The following is a 16,246-nucleotide window of genomic DNA, read 5'->3' as shown; positions in this document are numbered from 1 at the left end:
TAATTCACTATTCTATAAACTTAAGTATATTCTTACAAAGTACTTTACTTCCTCTCTTTTTTTAGGCAAGTAAAATTCATATTCTATAAAGGCATAATTATCTTCATCCACTCTAAAATATTTATTCATGCTAAGTATATAATTATGAATTTCTTCTACAGTTCCATAAAAATCTACTAAAGCAAACTTTCCCTGTATGCTTTTAAAGGTAATTTTATCTTTAATCTTTGATTTTTCTAAGAATTTTTCTATATTCTCATTAGATTTTATAAAAAGTAAGTTTTCTTCTTCTATAATGTGTTTATTATCCTTTATTTCATAGAAATAAAAATATGCTTCATCTTTTAATTCTATTAATTTTTTTTCTACTTTAGATTCATTCTCTAAGTCTAAAGCACTTCTTACCTTCACTTCATAGAGTTTTAAATCTAAATTTTTCACATTAAGTTTAGAAAAATCATATTCATTTTTACAATTGACTATTCTATTTATTAATAGCTCACTATTATTTAAGGATTTCTCTAATTTTTTCAGCTCCAAAATCCTATCTTTTATTATCTTTTTTTGTTTTTGCATCAAATTATAATAATCCTCTATGTCCCCATTTTCTATAATCTCTTTGATTTCACTTAATGAAATACCTAAATATTTTATTCCTAATATTAATCCTAATTGCTCTAAATGTCTTATATCATAAAATCTATAACCATTTTCTTTATTAATCTCTGGTTTCAAAATTCCTATCTTATCATAGTATCTTAATGTATCTTTACTTATATTAAATAACCTAGCTACCTCACCTATAGATAACTTCATATTCCCACCTCTTATACTCACTATATATTCAATTATATCTCATTAAATCATCCATATGAATGTATTTTCAAAATAGGTATTGACATTGGAGTTACTCCACTCTTTATACTTTCTTATTGTAGATAAAATTTATTTAGAAAGGATGATATATTTATGAAAGATGTAATATATAGAGATGTAAAAAAAGAGGATTTATGTGAGTTTGAAAACTTAATCAAAGATGCCTTTAACTTTGATAAATTTATCCATAATAAAGATCTTTTAAAAGTAATAACAAGCTCTTACCTTAAGGAAAGTATTTGTGAAAGTTCATTTATTAAAGTGGCATCTAAAGGTGATAAAGTTTTAGGATTTATATTGTGTAAAGCTGATGGAGATAAGACTAATTATAACCATCTTTTCACCCCTTTAAATGAAGAAAAATATCCAACTACTCTTCCTATAGAAAATATTAAAGATGAAAATGAAATAGCTGAATTCATTAAAATAAAAGAAGCCTACTCAAAATTATTAAATGGGAAGGAAAATCTTTTTGATAGTTGCATTAATTTATTTATTGTATCTAAAGATGCTAGAGGTCTTGGAATTGGAAAAAACCTTCTTAATTATTCTTTAAAATATATGAACTCTATGAAATCCTCTTCTCTTTACTTATTTACAGATGATAGATGTAATTATGGATTTTATAAGAGCCAAGGTTTTAATTGTTTAGATGAAGTAGATGTTTATTTAAAAACTGTAGACTCAAATTTAAAAACATTTTTATATACCTATTCCTATTAAAAATTCTCTTGAAAATAAAAAATACAAATGAGGTTAAATCCATTAAATATCTGATTTAAAGTTAAATAAATCCACCTTAAAATTTAGTGATGACTTATAAAAGCTCCTTAAAACTAAGGTGAAAAAAAATTTTTATTAAATCAAAACCTAATAAAAAACCTCATTTGTATTTATGTTTTTATATAAATTATATTTTAATAAATTAATCAGTTTTTATTTACTAAGTATAAATTTTAATCTCCATCTTCAAAATTCCTATTTAAATATTTAACTGAAGTAACTATGCCATTATCATTAAGAACTAGAGTCGTGTCATAATAATATATTCTATACTCATCTTCAGTATTAAATCTGTATTTCCTATCAATTCTAACATTCCTATTACCTTTTTCATCTAAAAATTCTTCATATATAGTACTGTCATCATGATCTTTCTCCGCTTTACTTATATTTTCTTTAATAGTATCAATATTTCCACCTATTATATTTACACCCTCATACTTAACTATATTTCTTTCTATATAAGCTTCTTTCACCCAGGTTTCTTTTTTATTAAATTTAATTACTATACCACCAAAATCGTAAGTTTGATTTCCTAAATAATTAAACACTTCATGGCTAAATTTTTCCTTTGCACTCCATGGCTTTAAATCCTCAAAATTAGATTCTTCCCTTATATCAAAATCAGGATTTTCTAAAAAGTTAGATTTTCCATAATAATAACAATTGTTAGGAGCATTATGATGTATATCCTCAATATCACTATTCTTCATAACAATAGAATTTATAGGTTCATAAAAACTTATCCTTGAATCATGTAATCCATCACTAGAAGTAGCTACTACTAATCTTCCTTCTTTATATGCTAAAGCTTCCACTCTTGACTCAAAAACATAAGGTATTAAAATAAAACCAAATATTAAAACAAAACTTATTATAAAAGATAAAAATGTAGTAAACGTCTTAGCAAATCCCCCTATTCCTTTCTCTTTCCAAATTATTTTAATAAATATTATATTACCAAAAGCTATAAATACAAATTTATCTAAAAGTATAAAATTCTTAACACTTTCTCTAAACTCCATACCATAGTTTAATAAAATATTGCTTGAAACCAAATAAACAATATAAATAAAAAAACTTATTATTAAAATAACTCCTGAAACACTTAATTTCTTCCCCTTCATGTAACTCCTCCCCCTAAAAATATAAATAACTTAATATAGCTTAAGTGTTATATTTTACAAATATATTATTTTATTTATATAAATTTGTAAATAGATATAAATCAAAAATCCCTTTAATAATCATTCCTTTTAATGTAAAATATCATAAAAAGATAAATAAACAATCTCTTATTCAATTAATAATGAAACTATTTATATAAAAATACAAAAGCTGGAGGATATATTATGAAATATGAAGTTATACTATTTGATGCAGATGAAACCCTATTTGATTTTAAAAAATCTGAAAAGGAAGCCTTTAAAAATGCTATGCTTGACTTTAATATAGCATATGACGAAAACTACCATTTAAAAGTATATAAAGAAATAAATACTGCTATATGGAAAGAGTTTGAGCAAGGACTTATTACACAAAAGAAATTAAAAATAGAAAGATTTAAAAGATTATCAGATAAATTAAATATAAATTTTGATGCAGCTAACTTTGCTAAATCATATATGAATCATTTAGCTGATGCTTCTTTTCTATATGAAGATAGTACTGACCTTGTAGAAAATCTTAATAAATCTTATAAACTTTCTATAATAACTAATGGTCTTATTTCTGTTCAAGATAAAAGAATAAGACAATCTACTATAGCAAAATATTTTGACCCTATAGTAATTTCTGAAGAAATACTAATCTCAAAACCTGATCCAAAAATCTTTGAGCATACTCTAAAACATATGAATTTTTCTGATAAGAGTAAAGTATTAATGGTTGGAGATAGCTTAACTTCTGATATACAAGGTGGTATAAACTTTGGTATAGATACTTGTTGGTACAACCCTAACAAGATAAAAAACGAAACATCAATAAAACCTACTTATGAAATTTCTAGCTTTGATGAACTAAAATCTTTACTAATTAATTCATAAATAATAACAAAAAGGTATAGAATTAGATCTAATTCTATACCTTTTAAATATTTGTAAAAGACTTATTCATTTATTATATGGTTAATAGTAGTTGATCCTATATCAACTACTAAGTGTAATACTTCTTTCATAAACTTCTCACCCTAACATAAATTATTAATATAAGTAAAATGATGTTTAATATTTAAATACCATTTTATAGTTCTGCCCTTTTCAAGGCATAATATACTTATTTTTGGTATAAAAAGTGAGATCATAAATATTTAATTACACCTTACGCTTTAGAGTACTAAGATTATCTAATTTAGTAAATATTAGTGAGAAAAAATGAAAGGAGCAACAATAATATATGATAAAAAAATACATGAATTAACAAAAGAAGAAGTAGAATATATGTTAGAAACAGAGTCTAACAACGGATTAATAAAAGAACAAGTGAATAAATTGCTTAGATAATTTAATTATAATTGCAATTTTCTATATAACAAAGCTGCAATTTTGTATTAAATATTATATAAAAACTTCATAAGCACATCAAATCAGAATTTAATATCAAAACGTATAAAACATTTATATTTTTACATAATATTCGTTATGCTATTCTATTTATTAATGTAAAACTTGCATTTTTTTAATCAAACGAAAGATTTCCATCAATTATTTTTATATCAATTTGATTTTTTTCAATTTCAATTCACAAATACATATATTAAATTATTTTTTTTAAAAAATATAAAGCTGAATTTATTTTTTTGTGATATACTATATGCTATAAAATGAAATTTACATTATTCATTTCTTGCATATATTTAATTTAGCAAAATTTCAAACAAATGATTTTTAAGTTATAAACTACTCAAGGAGGCTATTAAACAAATGAAAAAATTAGGACTAGCATTTCAAATTATACTTGGACTTGTACTAGGTATTATAGTAGGAGCTGTTTTTTATGGTAATCCAGTTGTTACTTCATATTTACAACCATTTGGAGATATTTTTATAAGATTAATTAAAATGATTGTCATACCTATCGTCTTTTCATCACTTGTTGTTGGTGTTGCTGGAGTTGGAGATGTTAAAAAATTAGGGAAAATCGGGGGAAAAACAATACTTTACTTTGAGATTGTAACTACATTCGCTATTATAATAGGTTTAGTTATAGCTAATTTATTTCATCCAGGAAGCGGAGTAAACATTAGTACTCTTGCAACTACTAATATTGATAAATATATGAGTACAGCAGAAGCTGCATCTAACCATGGATTTATGGATACATTTATAAATATTGTTCCAACTAATATTTTTGAATCTCTTGCAAAAGGAGATTTACTTCCTATTATTTTCTTTTCAGTTATGTTTGGATTAGGTGTAGCTGCAATTGGAGAAAAAGGAAAACCTGTCCTTGCAATATGTCAAGGTGTAGCTGATTCAATGTTTTGGATTACTAATCAAATTATGAAGCTTGCACCACTTGGCGTATTTGGATTAATAGGTGTAACAGTTTCTAAATTTGGATTAGCTTCATTAATTCCTTTAGGAAAGTTAATAATTACTGTTTATGGTGCCATGTTCTTCTTTGTATTTTTTGTTCTTGGCTTTATTTCAAAAATGGCTGGAACAAGCATTATATCACTTATAAAGCTTTTAAAGGATGAACTTATTTTAGCTTATACTACAGCAAGTTCTGAAGCCGTTTTACCAAAGCTTATGGAAAAGATGGAGAGGTTTGGCTGTCCTAAGGCAATTACATCTTTTGTTATTCCAACAGGATATTCATTTAACTTAGATGGATCTACTTTATATCAATCTATTGCAGCACTTTTTATTGCTCAAATATATGGAATTCACTTACCACTTTCTGCTCAAATTAATTTAGTGCTTGTATTAATGCTTACTTCAAAAGGTATGGCTGGAGTTCCTGGTGCATCTTTTGTAGTACTTTTAGCAACTGTTGGTTCTTTAGGAATTCCAGTAGCAGGAGTTGCATTTATTGCTGGTATAGATCGTATCGTTGATATGGCGAGAACTCTTGTTAATGTACTTGGAAACTCATTAGCTGTTGTTGTTATATCTAAATGGGAAAAGGAATTTAACGCTGAAGAAGGACAAAAATATATGAAATCAGTTAGTGAAATAGCATAATTTTAATTTACTAAATTATGATTTTATTTAATTATAAAAATAGTCTTAGAGAAGTTATATCAATATCTAAGACTATTTTAATATTTCTTTATAATGCGGTTACCCATATGGAAGACAAGGGAATACCTTTCTATTTATTCTTGGTATAAAAAATATCTATTATTTATGATTACAGCTCTTTATATCATTTCTAAACGTGGTTTGTTATATAATTAATATAAAATTGCTTTCTCCTTCACTAATCCGAATCATGTCTTAGATTATTATGCCCTCAAAATGATCAACTTCATGTTGAATAATCTGAGCAGTAAATCCTGAAAATATTTCTTTGTGTTTCTTGAAATTTCTATCAAGATATTCCACCTCAATTATTTCATATCTTGTTGTTTTTCTGAAGCCAGTTAAAGATAAGCAACTCTCTTCAGTTTCATAACTTTTCTCTTTCTTTAGTATAACTGGATTAACCATAGGAACTATAATATTTCCTATACTAAATACAAGTATGCGCTTTTTCACTCCTATCATATTAGCAGCCATACCAACACAACTCTCTAAATTTTCTCTTAGGGTATCAACTAAATCATCAATAATTCCTATATCTTCTTTAGTTGCAAGTTCTGATTTTTGCCCTAAAAATAATACATCCTTAACAATTGGTCTTATCATATTTATTCCAACCTTTCTAATATATCTCGTGTATATATCAATACACTGCTTTATTTTACTAACTTTACACATAGACTACATATAATTTATCTAATCTATAATGAAATTATTTTAGGATTATATTAGCACACAATTTCTTTGAATTGCGTACTAAAAAATACCGCATATTCTTTTCGAATAATACAGCATCTTCATTAATTAATATTTAATTTTATGTCAGTGGCATAATTAACATTACGACTTACTTTCTTTAGTTTTGCACTCATAATTTATTTTTATTATATCCATGATTTGTTTGACAATTTCTGCTAACTGCATATTGCCATCTATAACATAATCTGAATTTGGAAGAATAGTATTTAACATTTCTTCATATGCAATTCTCGCATATTTCAAATAAAAACTCATGTCTTCCCTGATTTCATCCCCAGTACTACTATGCATATCACGTAATACACGTCTTGCCATTGCTATATCTAATGGAGTATTAATAAAAATTGCACAATCTATAAATGGTTTAATCAAATTATTTTTATATGCAAATGGATAATCCAATAAAATGTATTGAGTCTCATTATCTCTTTTAAATTTCAATATATCTTCTTTTAGTGGTTCTAAATTCCATGCATTATAATCTGCTCCATTAATAACCCATTGATAAAAATCTTCAACTTCTCCTTCAAAATCATAATCATCAAAATGAAGTGATTTAGCACTTTTTATATTTTTTTTAAGTTCGTTTATAATAGTTGTTTTTCCACTTGCTGTAACACCTGACACTGCTATTATTACTGTTTTATTTATAATAATCACCTTCTCATATACACTAATATTTACTTCGCATAGTAATACTATTAGGAATCAATTATAACATATCTTCCCAATATCATACTATTCAATTTTCAAAGAACATTTTTATTGCTTAATACACAATATAATCAAATTGTGTATATTACATTTTTTCATATAACTTACCTATAAGGATTTCTAATTGTTCTTTAAGTTTTTTATTTTCTTCTACTAATTGTATAGCTTGTTGTTTTAAACTATCTTCAAATAATTGTTTTTTACCTTTATTAACTTCTCCAGCTATAGCCTAACGTAACATCCTTACTTATTTTTCAGTTAAATATGGTATTTTTTCTAAAAGTAATTTATCGAAATAATCTGCTTTTGATTTTGCTAAGTCTTTTATGTTATCTGTTATACGATATTTTTCCTCAACAATATTCTATATTTGTTTATCTGTTTTAATTTCTTCTTCATACTGATCTAGCTTTAGTTTTTGTTCTACCATTTCTTTTTTCTTAGCTATATATTGAATAGTAACATCTCCAACACTTTTAATAATAGCTAAAATAACTCCAACTATTCCTAAAGTTAAAGCTGTTAATATTGGTTCTATTATCTTTTCTATTTTAATATCGCCCTCTCTTAATTATTAGCCCTAATAAGGTCTAAAATTAAGAATCTTTTTAAAAAATCATACTTAAAATATAAATGTAATAAACAAATATGTAAATATATTAATTAACATTTAATATATTTATAAAAAATGGTAAAATAAATAAGATGGAATGAAATGGGATTAAAAGGAGTGACTTTATGAGTTTTTGTTGCAAAGATTTATTTCAACTTAAGTATTTTTCAAAAGCAAAATTGCTAGCTGGAGAAAGTGGACTGGATAACCAAATTTCTTTGCCCTATGTAAGGACAACAGAATCTATTTCAAATTGGCTTTATGGAGGAGAGTTACTCTTTGTTATTTACAAAGATAATGATGAAAATCTCTCACTTTTACTTGAAGAATGTATTCAAAAGAAACTTGCAGGTATTGTTATCTTAATTGATGATAAAAATATAAATAAAATAACAGATAGCATGATTGATAGAGCAAACAAACAAGCTCTTCCCTTATTCATAATGCCTTGGAATATAAAACTAATTGATATTATACAGGAAATTTTTCTAAAAATAGAACAAAAAAGGGAGGAAGCAAAAAATGGTAAGCATTTTCTTGAATCACTTCTTTTTTCACAAGATCAATTACATGAGGACATAAATGCCTTAGCTGAATTTTATAATATAAGGTTAAGACCCTTTCATTATATTTGCATACTTAAAATGAAAAAAGCCTCAAATACACCTTATGATACAGAGAATATTAGTAAGCATATAGCAAATTCTTTGGATGATGGCTTAAAAGAAAAAAATTATACTTTAATACATATGGAATATGCAAATCATTTATTGAGTTTGGTATTTGCTAATAATTATGAAGAAGCAAAAAAATCTTTAGAATATATTGAATCTGGCTTTAACCTTATGTGCTCTAGATATTCAGAAAATATTGAAATGAACTTAAGCTTTAGCCGTATAAGAGAAACTAATTCTAATATCAAAGCAAGTTATAAAGAGGCCTTTAAAGCTTTATCCATGATTGATATGTATGATAACGATTCAAAAATTATTAAATATAACGAACTAGGTATTATAAGATTGTTTATTGAATTAGCTGAAATTAAAGACGTTGAACAATATTGTTATGAAAATATAGGTCCTATTTTAGAATATGATAAAAGTCATGGAATGAATTTATTGGAGACTTTAAAGTGCTATTTTAAAAATAATAGACATTTATTAAAAACTTCCCAGGAACTTTTTATTCATAGAAATACTTTACTTTACAGATTATCAACAATTAAAAATCTTTTGCAAAGAGATTTAGATGATGCTATGACTGACTTAGAACTTTTTAATAGCATATTAATTTTTGAATTTCTTAATTTACAAAATAAGTTATAAATATGGACTTACCCTTTAAATAAATATTAAGTACTATATATTTAAAATATTAAAATGGACTATATAAAAATTCTAAAAACAATTTTTATATAGTCCATATTTTATTACAATTAATTATCAAATTATATTAATTGGTAACTGATTCTTTTATTTTAATATTAGCTTTTGACTTTTCCTTTGCAAAGGATAGTATTAATACTCCCGCAAATATTAATGAACATGCAATTATTTTCATCACTGTTATTTCTTCGCCTAAAAGTATAGCTCCAAAGATAACACTTGTTATAGGTTCAAATGTACTTATAACCGCAGCTTCACTGGCACCAATATATTTTATACCCACTTGTAATAATGATAATGCTACCACTGTACATAAGAAAGCAAATATTGCTGATAATCCCCAAGCTTTAGGTGTTAATGAAGATAATGCAAGTTCCTTTGTAACCATTCCATATATAAGCATACCTATTGTTGAGGCTATTGCTACATAGAATGTTATTTTAAAAGGTGGCTCACTTTTCAAACCACTTTTATCCATAAATATAATATAGAATGCATAAAACATTCCAGATGCTATGGCTAAAATTAATCCTAACAATGTACTTTTTCCAAAAGATGCTGAATTTAACGCTGTAATAAAGAAACATCCTATACCTGACATAGCAATAATTAATGCAAAGACTTTTTGTTTACTTAATTTTTCGTGGAAGAATATTACACATCCTAATGTTACGAATATTGGATAAGTAAAATGTATAGGTGTAACTATTCCAACATCTATATAAGCAAATGCCATATTTAACATTAAAGTTGTTATTGCATTCCCAACGAAACCAAGTATTATTAGATCTCTAAGTTGTTTCTTTGTTACTCTTAAATCTATTTTTAAAAGTAAAATAATTACTAATAAAAATGGCAAACTTAAAAAGTTTCTTAAAAAAGTTAATGTCACAGGGTTGCTTCCTTCAAGACCATAGGTCATTGGCCCAAGTGTAAAGGCAAAACCAAAGGTAATTGAAGATAGCATAGTTAAAATAATTCCTTTTAATTTCATAGTATCCCCTACTTTTTCTGCTTAAATTTATCAAATACTAATTTAATATTATTTAAAAGCTTTGTCAATAATCTTGATAATGTTTGGAATAACATCATCAACTATTATTTTTCCTCTTTCAGCTGATGAAGATTTAGCTGACGCAAGTATTCCAGTTTCAGGAACAATATCTTTTTCTATTGGGTATCTATAGTAAGTTGCAGGGCTAGCATTTTCTGTATCCATGATTTTATCTTCTCTAACAAGTTCTGGTGCAAAATACATCATTAATGATGTTTCTGTAACAGCAGCATGTTCTAAAGCCCAACCTGGGAATGGCACTTCATCAAATACCTTATCAATTACGTCAGGTGACATTGGATCCCACCAGTTAGTAAGAAGTAATTGTACTTTATCTCCATATTTTGCAGAACATAAATCCATAGCTTCTACTATGAATGCTTCATTTTCAAAGTGAGCACTTAATATAAATATTTTTGTAAATCCATCACGAACAAATTCGTCTATTATATCCATTACTAAAGCTTGTAATGTAGCTCCATTTAAATCTATAGTTCCTGGGAATAATGGGCCACCACCACTTAATGGTTTTGATTTGTATCCATATGATAAAGCAGGAGCAACTACCCCATTTATTTTTTCAGCAATTCTATAAGCAAATCCATTAGCTATTACAGTATCTACACAAGTTGGAAGATGAGGTCCATGTTGTTCTGTAGATCCTATTGGTAATATAATTACATCATCTTTTTTCTTCGCAAATTCTCTCCATGTCATGTTTTCCATTTTTACATTTTCATACATAATAAAGTCCCCTTTTCTTGTCTTATTATTCAGCTTATCTTTATTAAAGATTGATTTTTAGCTAGAACTATAAGAAACATTTCTACAAAGTAATCCTTTGCAAATTTAAATATTCCTAAAGAATTAGCTAAAAATCAAAACTTCATTAAATGTAGCTTTAATTGAAAATTCTTTATGTGAATTTTGCTATGCTCTCAGTATACAATGAGTATTTTTTAGTGACAATGTACTAAAAATACAAATCTATTTACCAAAATATGTTCTTTATGTGCACAGTAATCCTAATCTATTATTGTATATTTGATACAATGACTAGATAAATCTTTCATGCTAAACTTTCCTTATTGACAAGTCATTACTAAAAATAATAGAAATTTCAATTTATTAATAATGATATAAGTAAATTTTTTTAGTAAAATACCAAAACTGAAGGGAGATTATTTAAATGAAAGCTATTTTATTTAAAAATGCTAGATTAAAAGGAAATGAAACACTAGTTGATTTACTTGTTGAAAATGGAGTTTATAAGGAAATAGGTCCAAATCTTTCTGAAAAATATAAAGATGTAGAAACTTATGATTTAAAAGGAGATCTTGTTGTACCACCTTATGTTGATCCACATATTCATTTAGACTATGTATATACAGCTCGTATGCCTGGTGCAAATAATGGAACAGGAACTCTTTTTGAAGGAATTCAAAGATGGTCTGAAACAAAAGGAAACATGACAATAGATGAAATTAAAGAACGTGCAAGAATAGCTCTTAAAAAAGAGATTTTATATGGTACTCAATATATGAGAACACATGTTGACGTAACAGATCCTAAATTTACAGGATTAAAAGCTATTATGGAATTAAAAGAAGAATATAAAGATATTATAGATATCCAGATTATAGCTTTTCCACAAGAAGGAATGTATTCTTATAAAGGTGGAGATGAATTAGTAGAAGAAGCTTTAAAAATGGGTGCTGACGTAGTTGGTGCTATTCCTCACTTTGAATTCACAAGAGAAATGGGAGAAAAATCAGTTAAGAAAACTGTAGAGCTTGCAATGAAATATAATAAATTAATTGACGTTCACTGTGATGAAACTGATGATGATCAATCAAGATTTGTTGAATTATTAGCAGCAGAATCTTATTTAAATGGAATTGGAGAACTTACAACTGCAAGCCACGCTTGTGCTATGGGTTCATATAATAATGCTTATGCATTTAAATTATTCAAACTTTTAAAATTATCAAAAATGAACTTCATATCATGTCCAACAGAAAATATTCACTTACAAGGAAGATATGACACTTATCCAAAGAGAAGAGGTCTTACAAGAGTTAAAGAATTAAATGATGCAGGAATTAATGTTTGTTTTGCTCAAGATTCAATCTCAGACCCATGGTACCCATTAGGAAATGGTAACCTAATGAATATATTAGATGCTGGTATTCACATATGTCATATGATGTCTGTTGATGAAATTAATAATGCCTTAGATTTAATTACAACAAATGGTGCTAAAACTCTTCACATACAAGACAAATATGGTATAGAAGTAGGCAAAGATGCTAACTTCATAGTTTTAAATGCTAAAAATGAATTTGATGCAATCCTTGAAAGAGTTGGAGTTAACTGCTCTGTAAGAAGAGGAGAATTCCTATTTAAGAGAGAACCAGAAGTAATAGATACAAAAATAACTTTATTAAGATAGTCACCATATAAATTAAAGGGCTATATCAAAAATTATTTTGATATAGCCCTTAATTTATTTTAATGTAAAAACAATTCTATATCCATTATTTCCTATTAATTAAAATTTACTCTAGTAACTTTTCTTCATATAATCTCATACTATATCTTATAGAAATTTATCTTAATATACAAAAAGGAGAAAAGTTAAATGAAAAATATAAAAGAAATAATGTCTGAAATGACTGGTTTAAGTAAACAAATCGCTGTTACACTAAATAATGAAGATTCAGTAACTGAGGATATATTACCACAAGTTAGTTGTCAAAGACCTAGTTGTGATACTACTACCACTACTTGTGATCCTACTGATAATACTGTAGCCTTTTGTTGCGCTATAAATTTCCCAAATACTTTCCATTTTAATTCAAATAATCCTGGAACTAGAATATTATATGATTTAAATTGTTTAAACGTTATTATTGTTCCATGTTGCTGTGCTGGAGTTCCTAGGTATGATATAAAAATAGTTGGATGTATTCCATTTATTACTAATATTTCCGTTGTTACAGGTCAATCAGGACAATGTGTATATCCTCCTAATAGTCCTATATTCTTATCTTGTCATAGTAGTGTATGTGTAGATAATATTGTTTGTAATAAATGCACTTATGAAGAAGCTATTATCGCAAGAGAAATTGTAAAAAATAAGTTGAAAAATTGTTCTTGCATAACTGTAACATTGAATCCACCTGTTCGTGATAACTGTGTAGTAAAAGTAACTGGTCAATTTATACTTCCAAATTGTAATCAACCTACTACAGGAAACTGTAATCCTTCCTAGTTATAAAAACACTAAACTAAGGAAATAAAAATCTATTTTAGTCCAATATTATTTTATTAACAAATTACCAATAATATGATATAGGTATGTCCCTACACCTTTGTAGGGACATTTTTTATAATAAAGACTTTAATGTTTTACTAATATTAGTGTTATGACATTAAGTTAAATATGCATATTATATATAAAGAAATTTATTCTGAGAGGTAAAATTCATGGTATCAGTAGAACAAAATACGTATGTTTTAAAACAATCTGATGGTACTATATGGAACTTTTTATATGATGAGATATTCGGTATTATGTACAAGATTTGTAAAAGAAATGTGTGGTCAAATTATATTGTATTTACCAATAAAACTACTGGAAAATTTTCAGTAACCCTATTACCTAACGATAACATATCTATTATATATGAAGATTTACATGGAAGCTTAATTATGGAGTTATTTGATAATACAAAATGGAGCCATTTTAATCTCCTTGAAAATGAAGATAATGAAAAATTTGATATTTACTTTAAAACTCTTTTCCTCAAAAATGATTTATTAATACTTTATAGTATTTATAATAAATGTACTAATATTCTAACATTAGTATCTCAAATAATTGACAAAAACGGAGAATTAATTTCCCCTAAATTAATTGATCAATTTAAAGCCATCCACGAAATTCCATTTTATGTTTATACTTCTAATAATGATATTTTGTATATTGCTTATCAAAAGCAAGAAAATAATTATCTTTTAGGATATAGATTATTAGATTATTATTCTGAAGATTGGTCTGAGTTCTATATAATTGATGACGCTCTTTCTCCATTTAAAGAGTATTCCTTAATGTCTTATGAAGATAAGATTCAATGTCTATATATAAAAAAGGATTGTAATAATATTTATTCTCTTACTTATTGTAAAGGCAATTTATCATCTTATAATTATACCACTATTTTTAAAGATAAAGATATAAGTTATTCTGCTTTTTTCATGATAGATGAACATATTTGGTGCTTATGGATTAGTAATAATGAACTTCTTAGTACGGTTTCCATTGATGGTGGAAATATTTTTACTTCTCCACCACAAGTTGACTCTATAGAGTACTTAAATATATCCAAAGCAACATATTTTTCAAACTTCTTAGAAAATAAGACGAGTTTATGCAAAGGTGAAGCATTCTTTGTAAATGATGATACACCAAGATTATTGGTAATTGATAATATTTATAAAATAGTTAATAGATATGATAATAGTTCCCTATATTATTTTCAATATTTTATATCTGCACTTAGAAAAGAAAATATTGATTATAAAAAATATATATGTGAATTAAACACATCAGATAAAGATATTTTAGTTGAAAAACTTCATAAGAAAATAAAAGAACAAGAAAATAAATTACTATATTATGAAAATAAATTTAATAAAATAAATAATAGCATATTGAGTTTTAATGAAAATAAAGCTCAGTTAAGTATAAATATAGAATTTCTTCAAGATAGCCTTGCAGCTAAAGAGAAAAAGTTGAATGAATTAGAAGATTTGTATATAAAAAAAGAAGAAGAATTAAATATTTTAAAAGACACATTAAATACTGTAAAAACAGATGAAATTAAGTGTTTTAACTTTAAAAAATTCTTTGATAAAATTAGTTCTATCATAAAAAATTAATAAATATTAAGCAGTATATAGTTCTTTCTAAAAGCAAAGCTATATACTGCCCTTTCTTAGTTATATGTAATTGATCTTTTTGAAGGCATATATTAAAAACTCCTCAGCTAAACTTTTGCTTTTAATATTTTTTAATGCCTCTTCAAAAGAAAACCATTCTGCTTTATCAACTTCCTCATTAATTTGACTTAAATCTTCACTATCTACCACACAAATAAAGTTGCACATTAATGTATTAGTCTTTTCATAATAACTACTCTTCATATATTGATACTCTTTAACATTAAGACCTGTTTCTTCTTTTATTTCTCTTACTAAAGTCTGTTCTGCATTTTCACCCTTACTAATGTATCCTGCTACAAGTATATTATCTTTTCTTCCATACTGTTGTATAAGCAACACTTTATTTTTATCAGGGTTTAAAACAATTGCACTTATAGCCGAACTAAATGTTGGGAAACGAAACATTTCACATTTATTACAATATGGAACCTCCCCCTCATTATTACATTGTTTATTTATTAATTTAGTGCCACACTGAAAGCAATAATTCATAGTATTTACTCCTTATATCTAGTATATAGATTATACTAGTTGATTTATCCTTAGTCTCTTATTTCCCCACTACAGTGAGAATTTACCTTTTATTATATTTCTTTTCTATAGCTTAGTCAAAAATATATAGTATAAATAATACACACCAGATATTAAATATATTTTCTCATATTATTTTTTAACAAGATCTTCTTTAAAGAAAATATCAATTTATATGTCCCTAGTTAAAAATATTTTGTTAAAATAGTATATAATATTAGTAATTCTTATGATTCTAAAAGCCACTAGGTTTTCTTATTTAAACAGCAATTTTTAT

The 16,246-nt window shown here is 25.9% G+C and carries 15 protein-coding genes; 8 read left to right on the top strand and 7 right to left on the bottom strand.

The window, feature by feature from the left end; all coding sequences use genetic code 11:
• Positions 1-12: 12 nt before the first annotated feature.
• A complete protein-coding gene (locus tag ACYUCG_RS00955) occupies positions 13-816 on the bottom strand; it encodes a MerR family transcriptional regulator (protein WP_460267872.1) in 804 nt (267 codons plus the stop codon).
• A gap of 153 nt (positions 817-969) precedes the next feature.
• Here ACYUCG_RS00955 and ACYUCG_RS00950 point away from each other — a divergent pair, with 153 nt between their 5' ends.
• Positions 970-1,599: a GNAT family N-acetyltransferase gene (locus tag ACYUCG_RS00950; RefSeq protein WP_460267871.1), complete on the top strand. Its 630-nt coding sequence runs from the start codon at positions 970-972 to the stop codon at positions 1,597-1,599.
• A gap of 233 nt (positions 1,600-1,832) precedes the next feature.
• Here ACYUCG_RS00950 and ACYUCG_RS00945 read toward each other — a convergent pair whose 3' ends face one another.
• The gene (locus tag ACYUCG_RS00945; RefSeq protein WP_460267870.1) at positions 1,833-2,786 is read right to left on the bottom strand and encodes a hypothetical protein; all 954 of its coding nucleotides are present in this window, start codon (positions 2,784-2,786) and stop codon (positions 1,833-1,835) included.
• 225 nt (positions 2,787-3,011) lie between these two features.
• Here ACYUCG_RS00945 and ACYUCG_RS00940 point away from each other — a divergent pair, with 225 nt between their 5' ends.
• From ACYUCG_RS00940 to ACYUCG_RS00930, 3 genes are all read left to right on the top strand, one after another.
• Positions 3,012-3,704 carry a YjjG family noncanonical pyrimidine nucleotidase gene (locus ACYUCG_RS00940; RefSeq protein WP_003456922.1) on the top strand — a complete coding sequence of 231 codons (693 nt, stop codon included), beginning with the start codon at positions 3,012-3,014 and terminating at the stop codon, positions 3,702-3,704.
• Positions 3,705-4,031: 327 nt separating this feature from the next.
• Positions 4,032-4,160: a hypothetical protein gene (locus ACYUCG_RS00935; protein WP_283701548.1), complete on the top strand. Its 129-nt coding sequence runs from the start codon at positions 4,032-4,034 to the stop codon at positions 4,158-4,160.
• 420 nt (positions 4,161-4,580) lie between these two features.
• The gene (locus ACYUCG_RS00930; protein WP_460267869.1) at positions 4,581-5,846 is read left to right on the top strand and encodes a cation:dicarboxylate symporter family transporter; all 1,266 of its coding nucleotides are present in this window, start codon (positions 4,581-4,583) and stop codon (positions 5,844-5,846) included.
• A 255-nt stretch (positions 5,847-6,101) separates the two neighbouring features.
• Here ACYUCG_RS00930 and ACYUCG_RS00925 read toward each other — a convergent pair whose 3' ends face one another.
• Positions 6,102-6,512: a peptide deformylase gene (locus ACYUCG_RS00925; RefSeq protein ID WP_197907977.1), complete on the bottom strand. Its 411-nt coding sequence runs from the start codon at positions 6,510-6,512 to the stop codon at positions 6,102-6,104.
• Positions 6,513-6,746: 234 nt separating this feature from the next.
• Positions 6,747-7,325 carry a nucleoside/nucleotide kinase family protein gene (locus ACYUCG_RS00920; RefSeq protein WP_057230906.1) on the bottom strand — a complete coding sequence of 193 codons (579 nt, stop codon included), beginning with the start codon at positions 7,323-7,325 and terminating at the stop codon, positions 6,747-6,749.
• A 792-nt stretch (positions 7,326-8,117) separates the two neighbouring features.
• Between ACYUCG_RS00920 and ACYUCG_RS00915 the strand changes: the two genes are divergently transcribed.
• Positions 8,118-9,317, top strand: a complete 1,200-nt coding sequence (locus ACYUCG_RS00915; RefSeq protein ID WP_057230904.1) for a PucR family transcriptional regulator — start codon at positions 8,118-8,120, stop codon at positions 9,315-9,317.
• 127 nt (positions 9,318-9,444) lie between these two features.
• Here the strand turns inward: ACYUCG_RS00915 and ACYUCG_RS00910 are convergent, their stop codons facing one another.
• Together ACYUCG_RS00910 and ACYUCG_RS00905 are read right to left on the bottom strand one after the other, a co-directional pair.
• Positions 9,445-10,371, bottom strand: a complete 927-nt coding sequence (locus tag ACYUCG_RS00910) for a DMT family transporter (RefSeq protein WP_060796497.1) — start codon at positions 10,369-10,371, stop codon at positions 9,445-9,447.
• Positions 10,372-10,419: 48 nt separating this feature from the next.
• On the bottom strand, positions 10,420-11,175 hold the full coding sequence (locus ACYUCG_RS00905) for a creatininase (RefSeq protein ID WP_003457004.1): 756 nt from the start codon (positions 11,173-11,175) through the stop codon (positions 10,420-10,422).
• A 445-nt stretch (positions 11,176-11,620) separates the two neighbouring features.
• On the opposite strand from ACYUCG_RS00905, the gene codA reads away from it, so the two are divergent.
• From codA to ACYUCG_RS00890, 3 genes are all read left to right on the top strand, one after another.
• Positions 11,621-12,883, top strand: a complete 1,263-nt coding sequence (codA, locus tag ACYUCG_RS00900; RefSeq protein WP_460267868.1) for a cytosine deaminase — start codon at positions 11,621-11,623, stop codon at positions 12,881-12,883.
• 189 nt (positions 12,884-13,072) lie between these two features.
• Positions 13,073-13,705, top strand: coding sequence for a hypothetical protein (locus ACYUCG_RS00895; protein WP_060796499.1), 633 nt, complete (start codon positions 13,073-13,075; stop codon positions 13,703-13,705).
• Positions 13,706-13,920: 215 nt separating this feature from the next.
• Positions 13,921-15,375 carry a hypothetical protein gene (locus ACYUCG_RS00890; protein ID WP_460267867.1) on the top strand — a complete coding sequence of 485 codons (1,455 nt, stop codon included), beginning with the start codon at positions 13,921-13,923 and terminating at the stop codon, positions 15,373-15,375.
• Between the two features lie 60 nt (positions 15,376-15,435).
• Here the strand turns inward: ACYUCG_RS00890 and ACYUCG_RS00885 are convergent, their stop codons facing one another.
• Positions 15,436-15,930, bottom strand: a complete 495-nt coding sequence (locus ACYUCG_RS00885) for an NAD(+) diphosphatase (protein ID WP_060796501.1) — start codon at positions 15,928-15,930, stop codon at positions 15,436-15,438.
• Positions 15,931-16,246: the final 316 nt, after the last annotated feature.

The sequence above is a fragment of the Clostridium sp. CTA-17 genome (assembly GCF_054767895.1).
Note: the sequence above shows the minus strand (reverse complement) of the source record. Positions and strands in the feature narration are given on the sequence as shown.